The sequence below is a fragment of the Paraburkholderia aspalathi genome (assembly GCF_900116445.1).
In the GTDB taxonomy this organism is placed as follows: domain Bacteria; phylum Pseudomonadota; class Gammaproteobacteria; order Burkholderiales; family Burkholderiaceae; genus Paraburkholderia; species Paraburkholderia aspalathi.
This window is the reverse complement of sequence record NZ_FPBH01000003.1, coordinates 57,364-78,273: the sequence shown is the minus strand read 5'-3', so window position 1 is coordinate 78,273 and position 20,910 is coordinate 57,364. Positions and strand designations below refer to the sequence as shown.

General features: G+C 59.1%; 16 protein-coding genes and 2 pseudogenes. 15 read left to right on the top strand and 3 right to left on the bottom strand.

The genetic code is table 11. The annotated features are described in order from the left end of the window. Positions 1–243: 243 nt before the first annotated feature. From ppsA to BM438_RS05475, 3 genes are all read left to right on the top strand, one after another. On the top strand, positions 244–2,649 hold the full coding sequence (gene ppsA / locus BM438_RS05485; protein WP_093633324.1) for a phosphoenolpyruvate synthase: 2,406 nt from the start codon (positions 244–246) through the stop codon (positions 2,647–2,649). 145 nt (positions 2,650–2,794) lie between these two features. Further along, positions 2,795–3,250: an NfeD family protein gene (locus BM438_RS05480; RefSeq protein ID WP_093633323.1), complete on the top strand. Its 456-nt coding sequence runs from the start codon at positions 2,795–2,797 to the stop codon at positions 3,248–3,250. Between the two features lie 63 nt (positions 3,251–3,313). Then, positions 3,314–4,237: an SPFH domain-containing protein gene (locus BM438_RS05475; protein ID WP_093633322.1), complete on the top strand. Its 924-nt coding sequence runs from the start codon at positions 3,314–3,316 to the stop codon at positions 4,235–4,237. A 78-nt stretch (positions 4,238–4,315) separates the two neighbouring features. On the opposite strand, the gene smpB is transcribed toward BM438_RS05475, so the two are convergent. Then, positions 4,316–4,762, bottom strand: coding sequence for an SsrA-binding protein SmpB (gene smpB / locus BM438_RS05470; RefSeq protein WP_054035193.1), 447 nt, complete (start codon positions 4,760–4,762; stop codon positions 4,316–4,318). Positions 4,763–4,862: 100 nt separating this feature from the next. Between smpB and BM438_RS05465 the strand changes: the two genes are divergently transcribed. Continuing rightward, positions 4,863–5,300 carry a type II toxin-antitoxin system RatA family toxin gene (locus tag BM438_RS05465; RefSeq protein WP_028199353.1) on the top strand — a complete coding sequence of 146 codons (438 nt, stop codon included), beginning with the start codon at positions 4,863–4,865 and terminating at the stop codon, positions 5,298–5,300. Continuing rightward, on the top strand, positions 5,297–5,629 hold the full coding sequence (locus BM438_RS05460; RefSeq protein ID WP_093633321.1) for an RnfH family protein: 333 nt from the start codon (positions 5,297–5,299) through the stop codon (positions 5,627–5,629). Before BM438_RS05465 ends, BM438_RS05460 begins: the two co-directional genes overlap by 4 nt. 46 nt (positions 5,630–5,675) lie before the next feature. On the opposite strand, the gene BM438_RS05455 is transcribed toward BM438_RS05460, so the two are convergent. Further along, positions 5,676–6,653 carry a DMT family transporter gene (locus BM438_RS05455; RefSeq protein ID WP_093633639.1) on the bottom strand — a complete coding sequence of 326 codons (978 nt, stop codon included), beginning with the start codon at positions 6,651–6,653 and terminating at the stop codon, positions 5,676–5,678. A gap of 357 nt (positions 6,654–7,010) precedes the next feature. On the opposite strand from BM438_RS05455, the gene guaB reads away from it, so the two are divergent. From guaB to BM438_RS05435, 4 genes are all read left to right on the top strand, one after another. Continuing rightward, entirely contained in the window at positions 7,011–8,471 is a 1,461-nt protein-coding gene (gene guaB, locus BM438_RS05450) for an IMP dehydrogenase (RefSeq protein WP_054035195.1), read from the top strand. A gap of 6 nt (positions 8,472–8,477) precedes the next feature. Continuing rightward, entirely contained in the window at positions 8,478–9,203 is a 726-nt protein-coding gene (locus tag BM438_RS05445) for a hypothetical protein (protein ID WP_093633320.1), read from the top strand. A 203-nt stretch (positions 9,204–9,406) separates the two neighbouring features. After that, entirely contained in the window at positions 9,407–10,990 is a 1,584-nt protein-coding gene (gene guaA / locus BM438_RS05440) for a glutamine-hydrolyzing GMP synthase (RefSeq protein WP_093633319.1), read from the top strand. A 103-nt stretch (positions 10,991–11,093) separates the two neighbouring features. Continuing rightward, positions 11,094–13,298 carry an OsmC domain/YcaO domain-containing protein gene (locus tag BM438_RS05435; RefSeq protein ID WP_093633318.1) on the top strand — a complete coding sequence of 735 codons (2,205 nt, stop codon included), beginning with the start codon at positions 11,094–11,096 and terminating at the stop codon, positions 13,296–13,298. A 536-nt stretch (positions 13,299–13,834) separates the two neighbouring features. Here the strand turns inward: BM438_RS05435 and BM438_RS05430 are convergent. Continuing rightward, a pseudogene (locus BM438_RS05430) lies at positions 13,835–14,971 on the bottom strand (porin). A gap of 676 nt (positions 14,972–15,647) precedes the next feature. Here BM438_RS05430 and BM438_RS05425 point away from each other — a divergent pair. The 6 genes and pseudogenes from BM438_RS05425 (at position 15,648) to BM438_RS05410 (ending at position 20,906) form a co-directional block, all read left to right on the top strand. After that, on the top strand, positions 15,648–15,860 hold the full coding sequence (locus tag BM438_RS05425; protein ID WP_093633317.1) for a YncE family protein: 213 nt from the start codon (positions 15,648–15,650) through the stop codon (positions 15,858–15,860). A gap of 248 nt (positions 15,861–16,108) precedes the next feature. Next, on the top strand, positions 16,109–17,092 hold the full coding sequence (locus tag BM438_RS05420) for a LysR family transcriptional regulator (protein ID WP_093633316.1): 984 nt from the start codon (positions 16,109–16,111) through the stop codon (positions 17,090–17,092). A 116-nt stretch (positions 17,093–17,208) separates the two neighbouring features. After that, positions 17,209–18,363, top strand: coding sequence for a porin (locus tag BM438_RS05415; RefSeq protein ID WP_093633315.1), 1,155 nt, complete (start codon positions 17,209–17,211; stop codon positions 18,361–18,363). A 31-nt stretch (positions 18,364–18,394) separates the two neighbouring features. Further along, positions 18,395–18,811: a hypothetical protein gene (locus BM438_RS45370; RefSeq protein ID WP_167378310.1), complete on the top strand. Its 417-nt coding sequence runs from the start codon at positions 18,395–18,397 to the stop codon at positions 18,809–18,811. Further along, positions 18,777–18,872 (top strand): annotated as a pseudogene (locus BM438_RS45840) (IS6 family transposase); the annotation flags it as partial. The gene BM438_RS45370 and the pseudogene BM438_RS45840, both read left to right, overlap by 35 nt. A gap of 306 nt (positions 18,873–19,178) precedes the next feature. Continuing rightward, positions 19,179–20,906: a methyl-accepting chemotaxis protein gene (locus BM438_RS05410; protein WP_093633314.1), complete on the top strand. Its 1,728-nt coding sequence runs from the start codon at positions 19,179–19,181 to the stop codon at positions 20,904–20,906. The last annotated feature ends 4 nt before the right edge of the window (positions 20,907–20,910 follow it).

The following is a 20,910-nucleotide window of genomic DNA, read 5'->3' as shown; positions in this document are numbered from 1 at the left end:
GTCGGTCAACGCCACGCTTTGCGCCGGTAACTTGCGGCAAATTGAGAGATTGTGCCGGATCGATCGGTAATTTCGTCCAACCGCTTTCTACGTCGCGCATCCGGCACTTTTTGGCCCGCGCGGCCATTTGCAGCGATTGCTTCTCCAACAGGTTGTGCAAGACGCGAGGTCACGCTTCCAATGGCGTCTCGCGTTCAAGCCCACTTGCACAGCCGTGAATTTCTTTCACACTTAGGGGCTTGTATGACTAACGCAGTTACCGTCGCAAAGGAAGAGGCGTATGTAGTTCCGTTCGAGCAGTTGCGGATGACCGATGTGGAGATTGTCGGCGGCAAGAATGCGTCGCTAGGCGAGATGATCAGTCAGCTCGCCGAAGCAGGCGTGCGCGTGCCGACTGGCTTCGCCACTACGGCGCTGGCTTTCCGTGACTTCCTGCATCACAACAATCTGACCGAACGCATCGCCAAACGTCTCGAAACGCTCGACGTCGACGACGTGAAAGCGCTCGCCGAAGCGGGCAAGGAGATCCGTCAATGGATCGTCGACGCCCCGATGCAGCCGCGTCTCGAAGCGGATATCCGCGCAGGCTTCGACACCCTGCAAAACAGCTCGCCTGAAGAGTTGTCGTTTGCCGTGCGTTCGTCGGCAACGGCAGAAGACTTGCCGGACGCATCGTTCGCGGGTCAACAGGAAAGCTATCTCAACGTGGTCGGCATCGACGAGGTGCTCGATCGCATGAAGCACGTGTTCGCGTCGCTGTACAACGACCGTGCCATCTCCTATCGCGTCCACAAGGGCTTCACCCACGCTGAAGTCGCGTTGTCGGCTGGTGTGCAGCGCATGGTGCGTTCGGACGTCGGCGCGGCTGGCGTGATGTTCACACTGGACACGGAATCGGGCTTCAAGGACGCCGTCTTCATCACGTCGAGCTACGGTCTGGGCGAAACGGTCGTGCAGGGCGCCGTGAATCCGGACGAGTTCTACGTGTTCAAGACCACGCTCGCACAAGGCAAGTACCCGATCATCCGCCGCTCGATCGGCTCGAAGCTGATCAAGATGGAATTCACCAAGGCGGGCGAAGAAGGCCGCGTGAAGACCGTCGACGTCGCGCACGAGCAGCGCAACCGTTTCTCGATCACCGACGAAGACGTGATCGAGCTCGCGAAATACGCCGTCATTATCGAAAAGCACTACGAGCGTCCGATGGACATCGAGTGGGGCAAGGACGGCCGCGACGGCAAGATCTTCATCCTGCAGGCGCGCCCGGAAACGGTGAAGAGCCAGGCAGCGGGCAAGGCCGAGCAACGCTTCAAGCTGAAGGGCCAATCGAACGTGCTGACTACCGGCCGCGCAATCGGCCAGAAGATCGGTGCGGGTCCGGTGCGTGTGATTCACGATCCGTCGGAAATGGACCGTGTGCAGCCGGGCGACGTGCTGGTGGCCGACATGACCGACCCCAACTGGGAACCGGTGATGAAGCGCGCCTCCGCAATCGTCACGAACCGTGGCGGCCGTACCTGCCACGCGGCAATTATCGCGCGCGAACTGGGCGTGCCCGCGGTGGTCGGCTGTGGTGACGCGACCGACCTGCTGAAGGACGGCGCGCTGGTGACCGTCTCCTGCGCGGAAGGCGACGAAGGCAAGATCTACGACGGTCTGCTCGAAACCGAAATCACCGAAGTGCAGCGCGGCGAATTGCCGTCGATTCCGGTGAAGATCATGATGAACGTCGGCAACCCGCAACTGGCTTTCGACTTCTCGCAACTGCCGAACGCAGGCGTGGGTCTGGCGCGGCTCGAGTTCATCATCAACAACAACATCGGCGTTCACCCGAAGGCGATTCTCGAGTACCCGAACATCGATCAGGACCTGAAGAAGGCCGTGGAAAGCGTGGCGCGTGGCCATGCATCGCCGCGTGCGTTCTACGTCGACAAGCTGACCGAAGGCATCGCAACGATCGCAGCGGCGTTCTATCCGAAGCCCGTGATCGTGCGTCTGTCGGACTTCAAGTCGAACGAGTACAAGAAGCTGATCGGCGGTTCGCGTTACGAGCCGGACGAAGAAAACCCGATGCTGGGCTTCCGTGGCGCATCGCGTTACATCGCCGACGACTTCGCCGAAGCGTTCCAGATGGAATGCATCGCGCTGAAGAAGGTGCGTGAAGAGATGGGCCTCGACAACGTCGAGATCATGGTGCCGTTCGTGCGTACGCTGAAGCAGGCGGAGCGCGTGGTCGGGCTGCTGGAGAAGTTCGGCCTGAAGCGCGGTGAAAAGGGCTTGCGCCTGATCATGATGTGCGAAGTGCCGTCGAACGCGATTCTCGCCGAAGAATTCCTGCAATTCTTCGACGGCTTCTCGATCGGTTCGAACGACCTGACGCAGCTCACGCTCGGCCTCGACCGCGACTCCGGCATGGAACTGCTGGCAGTCGATTTCGACGAACGCGATCCGGCCGTCAAGTTCCTGTTGAAGCGCGCGATCGATACGTGTCTGCGACTGAACAAGTACGTCGGCATCTGCGGCCAGGGTCCTTCGGATCATCCAGACTTTGCGCAATGGCTGACCGATGAAGGCATCAAGTCGATCTCGCTGAACCCGGACTCGATCGTCGAGACGTGGCAGCAACTGGCGAAATCGCTGGTGAAGTAAACAAGCCGAATAAGCAGTGTGCATAAAGGGTGGTGCGGTATGTCAAAAGCACGTAAAAGCGTGCTGCACCGCCCGGTAATATGCACCTGCTTCGTGCTATAAACACCCCGGTAGATCCGGGGTGTTTTGCTTTGTGGAGATCAACATGGCGCCAGGTGGATTGTTCTGGTGGATCGGGGCAGGTGTGCTGATCATGCTGGAATTGATCAGCGGCACTTTCTATTTGCTGATGATCGCGTTGGGTTGTGTCGCGGCCGCCATTGCGCACCTGGCGGGCGCTGCTGCCGATGTGCAGTTCGCGGTTGCGGCTGTGGTGGCGCTGGCGGCGGTCCTGGTGCTGCGGCGTTCGCGCTTTGGCCGCAGGACGCGTAAGGAGGCGTCGAAGAACCCGGACGTCAATCTGGACATCGGCCAGACGTTGAACGTGCCGGCGTGGCACGAGCGCCGGGCGCGCGTCAATTACCGCGGGGCTGCATGGGACGTCGAACTGGCCGCGGGCGAGCCCGAAGATGCTCAGCTCTATGAAATCGCCGAGATGCGCGGCAGTTGCCTTGTCGTCGTGGCCAGCCGGCAGACGAAAGCAAGAGCAACCGCGGCCTGAGCGCGCGCCAATGCGCGCACAGCGCCATGCATAACTATTCGAACTACGGACCGGAGGTCAGTCATGGATTCAACCATTGTCGGGGCGGTGCTTCTGCTTATCGTGATCGTGCTGGCGGCGCAGACGCTCAAGATCGTGCCGCAGCAGCATGCGTGGGTGCTGGAGCGGCTCGGCCGCTATCACCGCACGCTGACGCCGGGCCTGAGCTTCGCGTTTCCGTTCGTCGACCGGATCGCGTACAAGCACATCCTCAAGGAAATCCCGCTCGAAGTGCCGAGCCAGGTGTGTATTACACGCGACAACACGCAATTGCAGGTGGACGGTGTGCTGTATTTCCAGGTCACCGATCCCATGAAAGCGTCGTACGGGTCGAGCAACTTCGTGTTCGCGATTACGCAGTTGTCGCAGACCACGCTGCGCTCCGTGATCGGCAAACTCGAACTCGACAAGACGTTTGAAGAGCGTGACTTCATCAATCACAGCATCGTGTCGTCGCTCGATGAAGCGGCGTCCAACTGGGGTGTGAAGGTGCTGCGCTACGAGATCAAGGACCTGACGCCGCCCAAGGAAATTCTTCACGCCATGCAGGCGCAGATCACCGCCGAGCGCGAAAAGCGCGCGCTGATCGCGGCATCCGAAGGGCGTAAGCAGGAACAGATCAATATTGCCTCGGGCGGGCGTGAGGCGTCGATCCAGAAGTCCGAAGGCGAGCGGCAGGCGGCGATCAATCAGGCGCAAGGTCAGGCTGCGGCGATTCTGGCGGTGGCTGAGGCTAACTCACAGGCGATTCAGAAGATCGCTGCGGCCATTCAATCGAACGGCGGGATGGAAGCGGTGAATCTGAAGGTGGCCGAGCAGTATGTGAATGCATTCGGTAACCTGGCAAAGCAGGGCACCACCTTGATCGTGCCGGGCAACCTGGCGGATATGAGTTCGATGATCGCGTCGGCGCTGACCATTGTGAACAAGGGGAAGGGCGCGGCATAAGCGCGCTGATTGACGTTCTTCCTTGCCGAATGAAAATGGCCCGCAAATTTGCGGGCCATTTTTCGTTGAATCGCAGTTTTACGACGGCGAGCGCATCAGGCGCGCCTTCTCGCGTTCCCAGTCGCGCTTCTTCTCGGTTTCGCGCTTGTCGTGCTGCTTCTTACCCTTGGCGAGGCCGATCTCGCATTTGACGCGACCGCCCTTGTAATGAAAGTTCAACGGCACGAGCGTATAACCACGCTGCTCGACCTTGCCGATCAGCTTGCTGATTTCCTCGGCGTGCAGCAGCAGCTTGCGCGTGCGCACCGGGTCCGGGTTGATGTGGGTCGAGGCTTCGGGCAGCGGGCTGATGTGCGTGCCGATCAGGAACAGTTCGTTATTCTTGATGACCACATAGCCTTCCTTGATCTGGCCACGGCCGGCGCGCAAGGCTTTGACCTCCCATCCTTCGAGCACGAGCCCCGCTTCGTAGCGTTCTTCGACCGAGTAGTCGTAGAAGGCTTTTCTGTTGTCAATGATGCTCATGAATGGAAAGTGCCCAACTCGTTTAAAATCACGATTTTAGCAAAGCGGGGCAAGGAAAGCCCGCGGCGCTTGTCCACCCTTGCCACGCGCTGTTCAATTTATGGCAGATGTCCAGAAAACCGTGTTGATCCGCCATTCGGCGGAACAGATGTTCGACCTCGTCACCGACGTCGCCGATTACCCCAACTTCCTGCCTTGGTGCGGGGGAGTCGAAATCCGCCGCCAGGACGAAACCGGCATGGAGGCGAAGATCGATATCAACTTCAAGGGCATCAAGCAGCATTTCGCCACGCGCAACAGCATGGAGCGGCCCACGCGCATCGATATGGAGTTCGCGGACGGTCCGTTTCGCAAATTCACCGGCTTCTGGCGTTTCACGCCGCTGCGGGCCGACGCCTGCAAGATCGAATTCGCGTTGCACTACGAATTCACCAACATCATTCTCGAGAAGATCATCGGGCCGGTGTTCAGCCACATTGCCAACACCTTCGTCGAATCGTTCGTGAAGCGCGCCGATCAGCGCTACGGTAAGGCATGAGCGCGCGCTTGTCGATTGAAGTCTGCTACGCGCTTGCCAATGAGCAGGCGCTGATTACCGTGGACTTGCCGGAAGGCGCCACGCTGCAGCAGGCGATAGAGGCGAGCGGTATCTTGCAGCGTTATCCGCAGATCGATCTGGGCATGCAGAAGGTCGGCGTGTTCGGCAAGCTCAAGCCATTGGATACGGTGCTCGCCGACCACGATCGTGTCGAGATTTACCGGCCGCTGCTGGTGGATCCGAAGCTGTCGCGCCAACGGCGCGTCGAGAAGACCCGCAAGGCGGGCTCGATCGAAGGGCGCCGCTGGCTGAACAAGGACTCGCGCTAGGCTTGTTCTGTAACTGTGGCGGGGCAGCGCCTCGTTCTCAATCGTCTCAATGCACCGAAGGCTGCGCCTTCTCCTCAAGCGACGCCGCCCCGGACGTATCGTCGTCCGCATGCTGGCGCACCGACCAGCACACCCCTGCCACCAGCAGCAGGATCGCCGCCGTCTCCAGCGGGCGCGGCAGGCGCTGGTCGTAGATAAACGCGTAGAGCAGCGCGAAAAGCGTCTCGAACACGATCATCTGGCCGGACAGCGTGAGCGGCAACCGTTTCGACGCGGCATTCCACAGCCCATTGCCGAGCCACGACGCGCCGACGGCGAGGCCCAGATTCAGCATCCAGAAGGTGTGCCAGCGCTCGTCGCCGACCGGTCCTTGCAGGTTCTCGGACGGCATGACGGCGACCACCAGCCACAATCCCGCGCCGAGCGCGCCGGTGACCACACCCCACAGCACCGACCACTCGTTGCCGCTGAAATGCTTCTGACGCTGCAGATACCGGGCGTTTTCGACCGCGAACCAGGTCCAGCAGGCAAGCGCGCCGACTGCGCAGGCGAGGCCAAGGAGCTTGGTCGCGATAGTGACGGGCGTGCTGTCCGCTACCGTGAAGACGTCGATATTGATGCAGGCGATGCCGGCCACCACCAGCGCAAGCGGCCATGCGAGGCGGGCGAGCGGCACGGCACCGTGATCGCGCCGACCGAGCAGCGTCACCGTGACCGGCAGCACGCCGACGATCAGCGAAGCCGGCGCGATGCCGGTCATATGGACCGCGGCGGTTAGCAGCAGGTAATAGAGCAGGTTGCCGGCCAGCGCCAGTTTGACCAGTGCGCCGAGATCCTCACGGGTCAGTCGTTTGACGAGCGAGCGCCCCATCGGCAGCGCGGCGGCCAGCGAGACGATGCCGTACATCGTGTAACGGCCGGCGCTCAACAGCAGCGGCGAGAAATCGGGCAGCACGCGCGGCACCAGAAACACCATGCCCCATAAGGCCCCGGCCATTACTCCATATGCCACACCGCGCTGCATCGACTGCCCCTGCAAGAAAACTGGAATGGTCGGCAGAATAGCCGTTCGACGGGCAGGGCGTCTTGTTTGATTCTGCATTTCGGCGGTTTTATCCGGCGTGTTCAGGCGCTTTTTAACTTCCACGCGATGGCCCGGCGCCGCTCAAGCCCCCGAAATACCCATTCCCGAACCGGGTGGGGCGTCCATGCGCCCGAACGCGCAAACGAAACCGGATCGAACTCGAGGCGAACGCAGAAGCGAAATCGAAGGGTACAAAGTCACGAAAAAAATCCCCTGAAATTCGCTAAGCTGCTGTTAGTGCAGTGAAAACCAGGGAGGTATCGCGTATAATTCGCTTTTGCGCCTATAGGATTTGCCATGCGTCTGATCCAAACAGCACTCACGTTCGATGACGTGCTCCTCGTCCCGGCTTTCTCCGATGTTCTGCCGCGCGACACCAGCCTCAAGACCCGGCTGACCCGCAACATCTCCCTGAATATGCCGCTTGTGTCCGCCGCCATGGACACCGTCACCGAAGCCCGTCTCGCGATCGCGATGGCGCAAATGGGTGGCGTGGGCATCATCCACAAGAATCTCACGCCGGCCGAACAGGCGCGTGAAGTTGCCAAGGTCAAGCGCTTCGAATCGGGCGTCGTGCGTGATCCGATCACCGTGCCGCCGCAAATGAAGGTGCGCGACGTCATTGCGCTGTCCCGCCAGCATGGCATTTCGGGTTTCCCGGTCGTCGAAGGCTCGCAACTGATCGGTATCGTCACGAACCGTGACTTGCGCTTCGAAGAGCGTCTGGACGAGCCGGTGCGCAACATCATGACGCCGCGCGAGCGCCTCGTCACCGTCAAGGAAGGCACGCCGCTCGCCGAAGCCAAGGCGCTGATGCATAGCCACCGCCTCGAGCGCGTGCTGGTCATCAACGACGCATTCGAACTGCGCGGCCTGATGACGGTAAAAGACATCACCAAGCAAACCGAACACCCGGACGCGTGTAAAGACGAACACGGCAAGCTGCGCGCAGGCGCGGCGGTCGGTGTGGGCGAAGACAACGAAGAGCGTGTCGAACTGCTGGTGCAGGCCGGCGTGGACGTGATCGTCGTCGACACGGCGCACGGCCACAGCAAAGGCGTGCTCGAGCGCGTCAAGTGGGTCAAACAGAAATTCCCGCATGTCGAGGTGATCGGCGGCAACATCGCTACCGCTGCTGCAGCCAAGGCGCTCGTCGAATACGGCGCGGATGGCGTGAAGGTCGGTATCGGCCCGGGCTCGATCTGCACGACGCGTATCGTTGCCGGCGTGGGCGTGCCGCAGGTCACCGCGATCTCGAACGTGTCGGAAGCGCTGAAGGGCACGGGCGTGCCGGTCATCGCCGACGGCGGCGTGCGTTTCTCGGGCGACGTCAGCAAGGCGCTGGCCGCCGGTGCGAATTCCGTGATGATGGGCAGCATGTTCGCAGGCACCGAAGAAGCGCCGGGCGACGTGTTCCTGTTCCAGGGCCGTCAGTACAAGTCGTACCGTGGCATGGGTTCGGTCGGCGCGATGAAAGACGGCGCGGCAGACCGCTACTTCCAGGACAACTCCGCGAACATCGACAAGCTGGTGCCGGAAGGTATCGAAGGCCGCGTCGCCTACAAGGGCTCGGTCAACGCGATCCTGTTCCAGCTGATCGGCGGCGTGCGCGCCAGCATGGGGTACTGCGGTTGCCGCACGATCGCGGAGATGAACGACAAGGCCGAGTTCGTGCAGATCACGGGCGCGGGCTTGCGCGAATCGCACGTGCATGACGTGCAGATCACCAAGGAAGCGCCCAACTACCACGTGGACTAAACGCCAATGAAGCCATTGCTGCGCGCTGTACTCATCCTCGATGCACTGTTGCTGCTTGCGTTCGGCCTGCTGTTTCTGCTGACGCCCTGGACTTCGTTGTACAACGCGCTGCTTCTGGTGCAAACCCAGCCGGCTCTGGTCGGCCAGGGGTTTGGCGTGGCGCTGATCGGGCTCGCGTGGCTTGCTTTGCACGCGTCTATCGACGGTTCGCTCACGTCGACGGTCGCCAAGGTCGTCGGCCATGTGAACTGGCTGACCGGCGTGCTGATGCTGGTCTGGCTGCTCGGGCTGCATACGCCGGCGCTGACCGGCTTCGGGCAGATCATCGCGGTGCTGACCGGTGTGGTGCTGCTGGTGGTTGGCCTCGGTGGTGTGCGCCTGTCCGGCGCGGTGCGGCGGCGTGAGAGGGTGCGGCTGGTTGAAGCCGCTGCTGCTGAGCGCGCCGAAAAGCAGGCCGCGAAAGATGCCGCCAAAGACGCTGCCAACAGGCGCGACGCCGGTCGCGTGGCGGCGGAGCCAGTCTATCGCGCGGAGCCGGTCGTCGAGCCCGTTGTGCCGGTCACACGGCCCGTCAGTCCAGTTTCGGCTGCACCGGTCTACCCGGCGGTCGACGAACCGGGTCTGACGGCCTCTGAACGCGCCGCACGCGCCGATGCTGCAGCTGCGCGCGACGATGCCCGTAACGCCGCTGCCGACGCACCTGGTGCGCCCCGGCCGCCGTTTCATGGCTGACGCGCCAAGCGCCAGAACGCCTGCCGAAGCAACCGGATTCCGTTCGCGCGCGCCGCAGGCAAGTGCCTGCGGTGCCGAATGGTCCAGCGCGCTTCATCGTCACGCTTCATGCTCGATCGTCCCCACGTGGACAGCTTTGAATTCAACGCCGCGCTTCTTGCGCGGTATCCCGTATCCGTTCACTTTTGACTCCGTCCGCTGCCATGCATGACAAGATCCTGATCCTCGACTTCGGTTCGCAAGTCACCCAACTGATTGCACGTCGCGTTCGCGAAGCCAACGTGTATTCGGAAATTCATCCGTACGACGTCGATGCGTCGTTCATTCGCGATTTCGCGCCGAAGGGCGTGATCCTCTCCGGCGGCCCGAGCTCGGTCACCGAAACGGATACGCCGCGCGTGCCGCAAGCGGTGTTCGAACTCGGCGTGCCCGTGCTGGGCATTTGCTACGGCATGCAGGCGATGGCCGAGCAGCTCGGCGGCAAGGTCGATATCGGCCACCTGCGTGAGTTCGGCTACGCGGAAGTGCGCGCGCGCAACCATACGAGCCTGCTCGAAGGCATCAGCGACTTCACCACGCCGGAAGGTCACGGCATGCTGAAGGTGTGGATGAGCCACGGCGACAAGGTTCTCGAGATGCCGCCGGGCTTCCAGCTGATGGCCTCGACGGACTCGTGCCCGATCGCGGCAATGGCCGACGAAGCGCGCCATTTCTACGGCCTGCAATGGCACCCGGAAGTGACGCACACCGTGCAAGGCCGCGCGATGCTCGAACGTTTCGTGCTGCAGATTTGCGGCGCGAATCCCGATTGGGAAATGGGCCATTACATCGACGAAGCCGTCGCGAAGATTCGCGAGCAGGTCGGTAATGAGCACGTGATTCTGGGCTTGTCGGGTGGCGTGGATTCGTCGGTGGCTGCGGCGCTGTTGCATCGCGCGATCGGCGATCAGCTGACCTGCGTGTTCGTCGATCACGGTCTCCTGCGTTTGAACGAAGCCGAGCAGGTGATGGCAACGTTCGCTGAGAACCTCGGCGTCAAGGTGATCCACGTCGACGCGAGCGAAGTGTTCCTGTCGAAGCTGGCCGGCGTCACCGATCCGGAAGCGAAGCGCAAAATCATCGGCGCGGAGTTCGTCGAGGTGTTCCAGACCGAAGCCAACAAGCTGACCGACGCGAAGTGGCTCGCCCAAGGCACGATCTATCCGGACGTGATCGAATCGGCCGGCAAGGGCAAGAAGGCCACGCAGACCATCAAGAGCCACCACAATGTGGGCGGCCTGCCGGAGACGCTGAATCTGAAGCTGCTCGAGCCGCTGCGTGAACTGTTCAAGGACGAAGTGCGCGAACTCGGCGTGAAGCTCGGCTTGCCGCCGGCAATGGTGTATCGCCACCCGTTCCCGGGCCCGGGTCTGGGCGTGCGGATTCTCGGCGAAGTGCGCCGCGATTTCGCCGATCTGCTGCGTCGCGCGGACGCGATTTTCATCGAGACGCTGCGTACCTTTATCGACAAGGAAACCGGCAAGTCATGGTACGACCTGACGAGCCAGGCTTTTGCGGTGTTCCTGCCGGTGAAGAGCGTCGGCGTGATGGGCGATGGCCGCACCTACGAATATGTGGTTGCGCTGCGTGCTGTGCAGACGCTGGACTTCATGACCGCGCATTGGGCGCATCTGCCGCACGAGTTGCTGGGGCATGTGTCGAACCGCATCATCAATGAAGTGCGCGGGATTAACCGGGTTGTCTATGACATCTCGGGGAAGCCGCCGGCAACGATCGAGTGGGAATAGAATTCCCGCCAGGAAACATCATTCGCTAATTGACTGACTATTAAAGCCCTGTTTTTTACAGGGCTTTATATTTTGTTCTGAGTACCATTTTTGGAATTTCCCCATGGAAATTAAAGTCAACTTTCTCGACAAGCTACGTCTTGAAGCCAAGTTCGATGACTTCACAGTCGTGGCCGACCAGCCTATCCGTTATAAGGGCGATGGCTCGGCGCCTGGTCCCTTCGATTATTTTCTGGCCTCATCGGCTTTGTGTGCGGCTTACTTTGTGAAGTTGTACTGCGTAACTCGCAATATTCCTACCGAAAATATCCGTCTGTCGCAGAACAATATTGTTGATCCGGAAAACCGGTACCAGCAGATTTTCAAGATTCAGGTTGAGTTGCCGGCGGACATCTCCGACAAAGACCGCCAGGGCATTTTGCGTTCTATCGACCGTTGTACGGTCAAAAAAGTGGTGCAAGCCGGACCTGAGTTTGTCATTGAAGAGGTAGAGAACCTGGATGCCGATGCACAGGCCTTGCTGACCTTGACTCCGGCTTCTGACGCCAGCACCTATATTGCGGGCAAGGATCTGCCGTTGGAGCAAACCATCGCCAATATGTCGGGCATTCTGGCAGGCTTGGGCATGAAGATTGAAATCGCTTCGTGGCGCAACATCGTTCCCAATGTGTGGTCGCTGCATATCCGCGATGCACACTCGCCGATGTGTTTTACCAACGGCAAGGGAGCGACCAAAGAAAGCGCGTTGGCGTCCGCGTTGGGAGAGTTTATCGAGCGCCTGAATTGCAACCATTTCTATGGCGGGGCGTTTTGGGGCGAAGACATCGCCAACGCGGAGTTTGTGCATTACCCGAACGAGCGGTGGTTCAAGCCCGGCCGTAAGGATGCGCTGCCGGCTGAGATTCTGGATGCGTACTGCCTGGAGATTTACAACCCGGATGGGGAGTTGCGTGGCTCGCATCTGATCGACACCAACTCCGGCAATGTGGAGCGCGGCATCTGTTCGCTGCCGTTCGTGCGGCAGTCGGACGGCGAAGTGGTGTACTTTCCGTCCAACCTGATCGAAAACCTGTACGTCAGCAATGGCATGAGTGCCGGTAATACGCTGGCCGAAGCGCAGGTGCAATGTCTGTCCGAAATTTTCGAGCGAGCGGTGAAGCGCGAAATTCTGGAAGGTGAAATTGCCTTGCCTGATGTGCCGCACGAAGTGCTGGCGAAATACCCTGGCATTCTGGCCGGGATTCAGGGATTGGAAGAGCAGGGCTTTCCGGTGCTGGTAAAGGATGCGTCGCTGGGTGGGACCTACCCGGTGATGTGCGTCACCTTGATGAACCCGCGCACAGGCGGTGTCTTTGCCTCGTTCGGCGCGCACCCAAGCTTCGAGGTGGCGCTGGAACGGAGTCTGACGGAATTGCTGCAGGGGCGTAGCTTTGAAGGCCTGAACGATTTACCTCAGCCCACCTTCGTCAGTAACGCCGTGACTGAACCCAATAACTTCGTTGAGCACTTCATTGATTCCAGCGGCATAGTGTCGTGGCGCTTTTTCAGCGCCAAAGCGGATTTCGAGTTTGTCGAGTGGGATTTTTCTGGTCAGGGTGCAAACTCCAACGCCGACGAAGCAGCAACCTTGTTCGGCATTCTCGAAGACATGGGCAAAGAATCTTATATGGCGGTGTACGACCAGCTGGGTGCTGTTGCCTGCCGGATTCTGGTGCCCGATTATTCGGAAGTTTACCCGGTAGAGGATTTGATCTGGGATAACACAAACAAGGCCCTGTTGTTCCGCGCCGATATTCTGAACGTGCATCGCCTGGACGATGCCGGCCTGGCAGCACTGCTTGAACGGTTGGAGAACAGCGAGCTGGACGAGCACGCCGATATTGCCACTTTGATCGGCATCGAATTTGACGAGAATACGGACTGGGGGCAGCTAACAGTTCTCGAGTTGAAGCTGCTGATTCATCTCGCCTTGCAACAATTTGAGGAAGCGCAAGAACTGGTGGGCGCGTTCCTGCAGTACAACGACAACACGGTCGAGCGCGGATTGTTTTACCAGGCGTTGAATGTGGTGCTGGAGGTGCTGCTCGATGACGACCTGGAACTGGACGACTACGCGGTCAACTTCCGTCGGATGTTTGGCAACGCTCGGATGGACGCGGTAATGGGCTCAGTGGACGGCAGCGTGCGCTTCTATGGATTGACGCCGACGAGCATGAAACTGGAGGGTCTCGATAGGCACCACCGCCTGATCGACAGCTACAAAAAACTGCATAAGGCGCGGGCCAATGTGACGGCTACAGCCAGTTAGGGTTGCGAGTCATGGCTGGATGCGATGATGCCGTTCATCCCCCGGCACAAACGGGCTCCGGTGCAAATCGGAGGAGCCAGTAGGTTCCGCTCGGGTTTTGACGATCGCGAGCAGGCAATGTGAGGTAGCGGTGAATACGCTGCGTTTCGCTCGCGCCCGTAGTTTGCAACAGAGCCCTGCCACGACGGGCAAGAAAGGTAACGCCGGGATCCGCCGCACTGAAGCCTGGATTGTCTGTTGGCACTCGAACGTGTTGACGTCGTCAGGACCTGTCGTGCAGAAATGGTTGGTCTTGCCGAAAAAAAGCCGGCACGAAGCCGGCTTGAAAGGACCTAGCGTCCGAGTGAGCTAGAACCTGAGAGGCCTATACTCTATGCGGAATAGCTTAAGAAACGCTTAAGCCCAGAACGACTTGCCCGAAGCCAGAGGCTCGACCAGCGCGCGCCGCGTAGTGCGATCAATGGCCGCAGCTTCGCGAACTCAACATCCGTCGAAATGCACCTGAGCGCAGCAACGACGGATGTTCAGACAACCTGTTAGAAGCGCGTTCTCAAGCCGATTGTTGCTGCTACCTGACTGTTGCTCGACGACGCTGACAAGCCGGTGATGTCTGCGGTGATGCCGGAATTGCCAGCACCGCTGACGTGCTGATAGACACCCTCTAGATAGACATCGGTGCGCCTGGACAATGAGTAATCCGCGCGCAAATTGATTTGATTATATTTTGGGCTGACGCCGCTTACACGTGCATCCGTAAATGTGTAAGACCCGATGAGTGCGAATGCCGGCGTCAAGTTATAGCGTCCATTCACTTCATAGTTCGTAAATCGGGCACTTCCGCCTGTCAGCGCCAGGCCCTTACTCGTACCGGAGGCATACGCGCCAATGCCTGTCGCTGCAGACAGTTTCGTCTGCGTGATCACGACCCCCGCCACTGTAGGACCGAAAGCATAGCTTTGACCGCCGCCGAAGACGCGCTGGTTGCCCGCGCTAAACGTCGCGTCGTCGGAAACCGCACCCGTCGAAAATGTCGAACCCGAGTTGTTCAGTTGAAGATAGCCGACTGCTGCATTCAACGGTCCCCAGTTATACGACGCGCCAATGCTGTACGCGCGATTAGACGCGAATCCGCCTGCCTGATTGGAAAAACCGTACAGACCGCCGAACTTGAAGCCACCGTAGTTGACGCTTTGATACTTGACCGAATTGCTGACCCGGAACGAGTTGTCCAAGTTGTCGTTGTCGTACGGGTGGGCGAAATGCGTGCCGCCATACTGTGTGCCGGTCAACGAAAGTGGGCCAAGATAATCGACCACGGAATCGTACTGACGACCGGCGGTCAGCGCACCATACGATTCGCTAGACAGACCGACGAACGCCTGGCGTCCAAACATGCGACCGCCTTGACCGAGCGAGCCGCTTTGAATGCTAAACCCGTTTTCCAATGTGAAGATGGCTTTCAGTCCACCGCCAAGATCCTCTGCGCCACGCAGTCCCCAACGGCTACCGTTCGTGTCGCCGCTGGTCGCCTGGAAGTTTTTCTGGCCGTGCTGATTGTTGGTATAGGTCAGACCTGCATCGATCAAACCTTATAGTGTGACGCTGCTTTGCGCATGGGCAGCGCTTGCCGCAAGGCACAACGTACTAACTGCAAACAACGACTTCTTTTTCATTCAGGTTCTCCGAAGCGAAATAGATGTTCGAAAGGCTCAACTTCCTTGAGATGAAGCCCACGGCATATTAATCGTCGGAATGGATGCGGTTCTCGTCCGCTACACCAATTCAGAATCGCTGGTTCTCTTGTGCATGTGGCTATACCCGAGAGCCCGTAAGGAATAAGGGCACAAAATTCGTGACCCGAGGATAAGGTATCTGAAAAGCTATGGGACGCTCTTCGTTGTGTGCTCGCAACGTGTTCTCTTCGATCGCGCGCTATGCGCGCTGCAATCTCCTCCATTGAGTTAGCAGGACTACGCTTCGCTCGAGACACATGACGAAAATGTAATCGTCCGGTCAGTGCCCGGATATGGTGTGGTTGTGCACTATCGGTACGCGACAGTCATATTGTCGGACCTACTCCAGGACCCGGAAGATCCATTCCGCTCGTCTCTAAAGAACTTTGGCCGCGCTTCTCAGATTCACTCGGACGATCGTGAGGCGAAACTCGCACTCGTCACCGCGCGTTATGCACTGGTCGTCGTGAACATGGTGTTGCCTCATGGGTCTTGTCTCGATCTTCTTGTCTGGCTCCGTCGCATCAACCGTGTGGTGCCGGTCTTTACCTTCAGAGAAAGTTCCGGATTTTTGCGAGCAAACTGATGAAGATTCACCTTCGCCTGCTGGCTGCCGTTGGCCTCTGCCTGGCCGGCTGCGAAAGCGCCGCACAAGATTCTGCTGGCAAATCGAGGCAAGGAACTGCTGATAGCCGACGCAGGCGACGCGGACGTCAAGGTAGTCGACACGACGCGCTTCAAGGTCGGTAAAACCATCGCACTCACGCCGCAACCCGACTCCGGCATTGAGGACAGTAAAAGCGGCGCCTTTTATATCTTTAAATCTTAAGGGCACGTTAAATAAATCCAGACCATGAAAATAACTGTCCTGTAATCTGCCGGACGGCTTAGGGTAACGAAGTGGCCGCTATGCTGAGAACTAACCTCCCACGGTCAGGCAAGCATCGTAGCGATGCGGTTCCTGCCCCCGCGTGGAGCTCGACATCCAGCAGATGGAGTGCCCTCTATGGTTTCTCACCCCCCCACACAGCCGTATTGCGCCCAAAGCCTGTCATCCGGTGTGCGCCGGAGAACACAATGAACCAGTTGGCTTCAATACGCATCTTCGCCAAAGTCGCGGAGTGTCTGAATTTTGCGGAAGCCGCCAAGCAATTGGGCATTTCCGGTTCGGTGGTCACGCGCGCTGTCGCGACGCTGGAAGAACACTTGGGCGTTCGGCTGGTCAGCCGCACTACGCGGCGCGTGTCGCTGACGGGGACGGGCGAACTGTATTGGAAGCGCTGCATCGACTTGCTCAGGCAGCTCGATGACATGGACGAATGTATTGCCTCCGCAGTGGGCCAGCCGGCCGGTTCGTTGCGGATCGCAGCGTCGTCGCTGTACGCGACCACAGATCTGCCGGACGTGCTAGCCGCTTATCGGGCCCAGCAACCCCGCATGAGTTTTGAACTGACCGTGTTCGACAATATGAGCGACGTCACGACCAGCGAGTTCGACATCTGTTTCAGTGCGGAACGTCGCTTGCGTGATTCATCACTGGTGTGCCGGCCGCTCGCGCAAACACGCGACGTGATTGTTGCCAGTCCGGACTATCTGGCGCGTCGCCCGGCGCCGAGCACACCGGGCGAACTGGTCTCGCACGACGTGCTCGTTGCGTCGGATGCGCCAAGCCGTTACTGGGAGTTTCGCGATGTCCACGGCACACAACGCGTCGTCGTGCAGCCGATCATGAACATGCAAAGTCCTCAGGTCGTCAAGCGCGCAGTGCAAGCGGGACTCGGCATCGCACGCTTATCACGTTCGTTCGTGCAGAACGAACTGGCCGACGGCAGCTTGCGTGCGTTGCTGGACGACGCGACGCTTTGCGGAGACGAACGTACTGTGTGGCTGCTGTATTCAGGGCAACCGTACATGGCGGCTGCTTTGCGCGGTTTCGTCGATTTCGTCGTGGAACGTTATCGTCAGAAACCGCCGGAAAATCAGGGACAAAACGAAGCGTGCGTCGGCCCGGTACAACAGAGATCGAGCAATACTGAATTGCTGCGCAGCAGGATTTTGTAGGTCCTAAAGTGCGAGCACCTGACGTCGGCTTGTGCCTAGCGCGATTGGCACGATTGGCGCGATTGGCGCGAGCGATGCACCGACGCGATGTTCTCACCCCCAAAGGATCCACATTCATGAAGAAACTCCTGATTGCCGCAGTTGCGAATACGGCACTTGGCTGCTCGTTTGCCCCAATCAGTGCAATGGCGCAAAGCAGCGTGACGTTGTACGGTCTGATCGACGAAGGCGTGAATTACACCAGCAATACCAGCGGCCATTCGAACGTACAGATGGAAAGTGGGTTTGCGCAAGGCAGCCGCTGGGGCGTGAAGGGTTCGGAGGACCTGGGCGACGGCACCAAGGCAATCTTCCAGTTGGAAAACGGGTTCGATGTCAACTCGGGCAGGCTCGGGCAAGGTGGGCGGATGTTCGGACGTCAGGCCTACGTCGGCTTAAGCTCGGCGCAATTCGGCACGCTGACGATGGGGCGCCAGTATGACTCTGTCGTCGACTTTCTCGCACCGCTCACGGCAAACGGCAACTGGGCCGGTTACCTCATGTCGCATCCCTACGATAACGACAACACCGACAATTCGTTCCGCTTGAACAACAGCGTGAAGTACACGAGCAAGACGTACGGCGGCTTTACGTTCGGCGGTCTGTATGGCTTCAGCAACCAGGCAGGTGGTTTCGCGAACAATCGGTCTTACAGCCTCGGCGCGCAATACGTGGGCAGTGCGGTGACGGTGGCTGCGGCCTATATGCAGATCAACAATCCGGGCGGCACGACAGGCGGCTCGCTCACGGGCGACGACACCGACTTTTTCGCCGGCCGCGAACAAGTCTGGGGCGCGGGCATCAACTACACGATCGGATCAACGGTGCTTGGCCTTGTGTATAGTCATACGAATCTGAATGACGCGACTGGTTCGGTATACGTTGGCAACTTCACGAACACTGCGAGCAGCCTTAAGTTCGACAATTTCGAACTCAACGCCAAGTATCAATTCACGAAGGCTGCCTATGTAGGTGCGATGTACAACTACACGATTGCCCATTTCAACAGCAACGCGGGCAGCTCAACGCCGAAATACCAGCAGCTCGGCTTGATGGCGGACTACAACCTATCAGGACGTACTGACGTCTACGTTCAAGGCTTGTACCAGCATGCATCGGGTGGCGACGCGGTGTCGGCGCCGTTGAATACCGCGTTTATAACGGGCGCAGATGCTCCGTCGTCGAGTGCCAATCAGCTCCTCGCGCGCGTTGGCATCCGCCACACGTTTTAGGCAATTGCGCTTTGCGGTTATCGGGAAGGATGTGCCCGATAACCTGGCGCAACGCATTGCGCGGCAGGATGAGTTCGACACCGAATCCGAACGAAGGGCTGCCGAACCGGTGGTCTTCGTCAGGGTTGTGCTGTCGGTGCCGTGCCGCCTTGGAAAGGAACGTGACCTCACGGTATCGCTGACGGTAGCGGTGCCCACAAAAGTCGCCGAGGGCCCGGCAGTACATGGGTTCAGCAGGCCATTTACAATCGAGTGGGAGCGATTTAAGGTGCTCCCGGGTCTCTCCGGGAGCGCCGGTTTTCCCTGTTTTTCCTTTAACAAAACATGGGGTTTGTTGTCCGGTGCGATCCGGGCAATGCCAAATGGAAATGTCGATATCAGTGACGGTACTGACATTTCTTTCTCGGACGGCCTTGTCCGATACCGTCCTGGAAGAGCTGATGGCTGAACGAGGCATCACGGTCGATCATTCAACCGAGCATCGCCGGGCGCTCAAGCTGTTGCCAATACCTTCACCGCAACCAGCATCGATGCACCGCTCGACTCACCCAGCGTGAATTTCCCGAGCCTCGCCGTTTCGAGCGCGTTGGTGCCGACAAACCGAAGGGTCAGGCAGAGCCTTGTGTCGGCATGGGTTTAACGCAATGCACGCGAAGGGCATGCGACTACAGCAAAGTAAGGATATCCCTACCGTTCTCTTACCCCGCATACCAAAGCAGATTACGCAATACGCATGTGGTTACTATGGGTGGGCAAGCACGTTCTTTAATCTCGCAAAGTCTGAACCCGAACACCACTTCCTAGATGGACGCAACATGGGCAACCTTATAAAAACGGTCAGGTTCAAGATCATTCTCGCTTTTGGCGTATGCGTGCTTCTCATGGTCGCGCTCGGATCGTTTGACGCGTGGGAGCTTTCCAGGCTCAATTCGAACATCGCCGACGGGTACGCTGAAAACACGGTTCCCATTGCAGACCTATCCGAAGTTCGCGCAGCCCAGCTTAATGTGCGTCTTCTGCTAAGGCGCATGCAGGTGGCCCACGATCCAGCGAAAACGACGGAATACGCTGCAGGCATTGCCCTGCAATTTGAACGACTCAACAAGTCGTGGAACCACTACTACCCAGCCAGTGTTTCCAGCGACAAAGAGCGTGAAATCGCAAAGCGCATCCAAAGCTCCTTGCCCGAGTTCACGGCGTTAAGCAAGGAAGCTGTGGCTGCCGGTAGCGCAGGCAATTTCGACCGAGCCGCTGTCGTAATCGACGAAATCCTCTCGGTAAGTAAGTCAATGAACGACGCGATAGACGAGGACGCCGCTCTCAATCTGGATCAGGCCAGACAGTCTGTCGAGGACAGTGATGCGACGTTCAGGGCAACCCTTCGGAATGCATTTGTCCTTCTCTGCGGCGGCATGCTGGTTGCTGTTGGCATGTCTGTATACCTGCTACGTTCGATCTCGAAGCCGCTCAACAAGGCCGTTGATCTGGCCAACCATATCACGAGCGGCAAGTTGGAAAATCACGTGGTGGTCGACTCAGGCGGCGAGTTTGGTCAGCTTCTCGAGGCACTGAAGAAAATGGACCAGCAACTGAGTCAGACGGTTCGCGGGATCAAGGTTTCCACCGAGTCGGTCGCAGTGGCATCGCGCGAAATTGCAAGCGGTAATACGGACCTCTCGGCCCGCACAGAGGAGCAGGCAGCGTCGCTTGAAGAGACCGCGGCAAGCATGACGCAGCTGACCGAAACGGTAAAGCAGAACGCTGACAACGCCCGGCAGGCGAATGCACTGGCCACGAGTGCCACAGACATCGCCGATACGGGTAATGACTCGGTTCAGGCCATGGTCGGCACCATCGGCCAGATCAGCAGCAGCTCCAGCAAGATTTCCGAAATCACCGGTGTCATTGAAGGCATTGCGTTCCAGACGAACATTCTCGCGCTGAACGCGGCCGTCGAAGCCGCACGTGCTGGCGAACAGGGTCGGGGCTTTGCTGTGGTTGCCAGTGAGGTTCGCAGTCTGGCTCAACGGTCCGCCACTGCAGCAAAGGAAATCAAGGAACTGATCAGCTCGTCCGTGACAACGATTCAGGACGGCGCAAAGCAGGCAGCGGAAGTCAGTGCCACGATGGGGCAGGTCAAGCAGGCAATCAAGCAGGTCTCCGATATTGTCGGCGAAATCGCAGCAGCGTCCGAAGAGCAAAGCCGCGGCATCGAACAGGTGAATCAGGCCGTCGTCCAGATGGACGAGGTCACGCAACAGAACGCTGCGCTTGTTGAGCAGGCGGCCGCTGCAGCGCAGTCCCTCGAAGAGCAGGCAAAGACTCTTCAGGGCGCGGTGTTGGTGTTCAGATTTAGCGATCCGGCTTCCTCCCAATCGCAATTGATCGTCCCGGAAAGCAGGCCGCGCATTCCCGAGTCGCGGGTGTCGCGGCCCCGTGGGGCGCCGAAAGCAGCTGGGAAGTTGCCCGGTACAGTGACAGTTTCCGCCACGACCATGGCCACGTTAGCGTCCAGGGAAAATGAAACGTGGGAAGCGTTCTGATGAA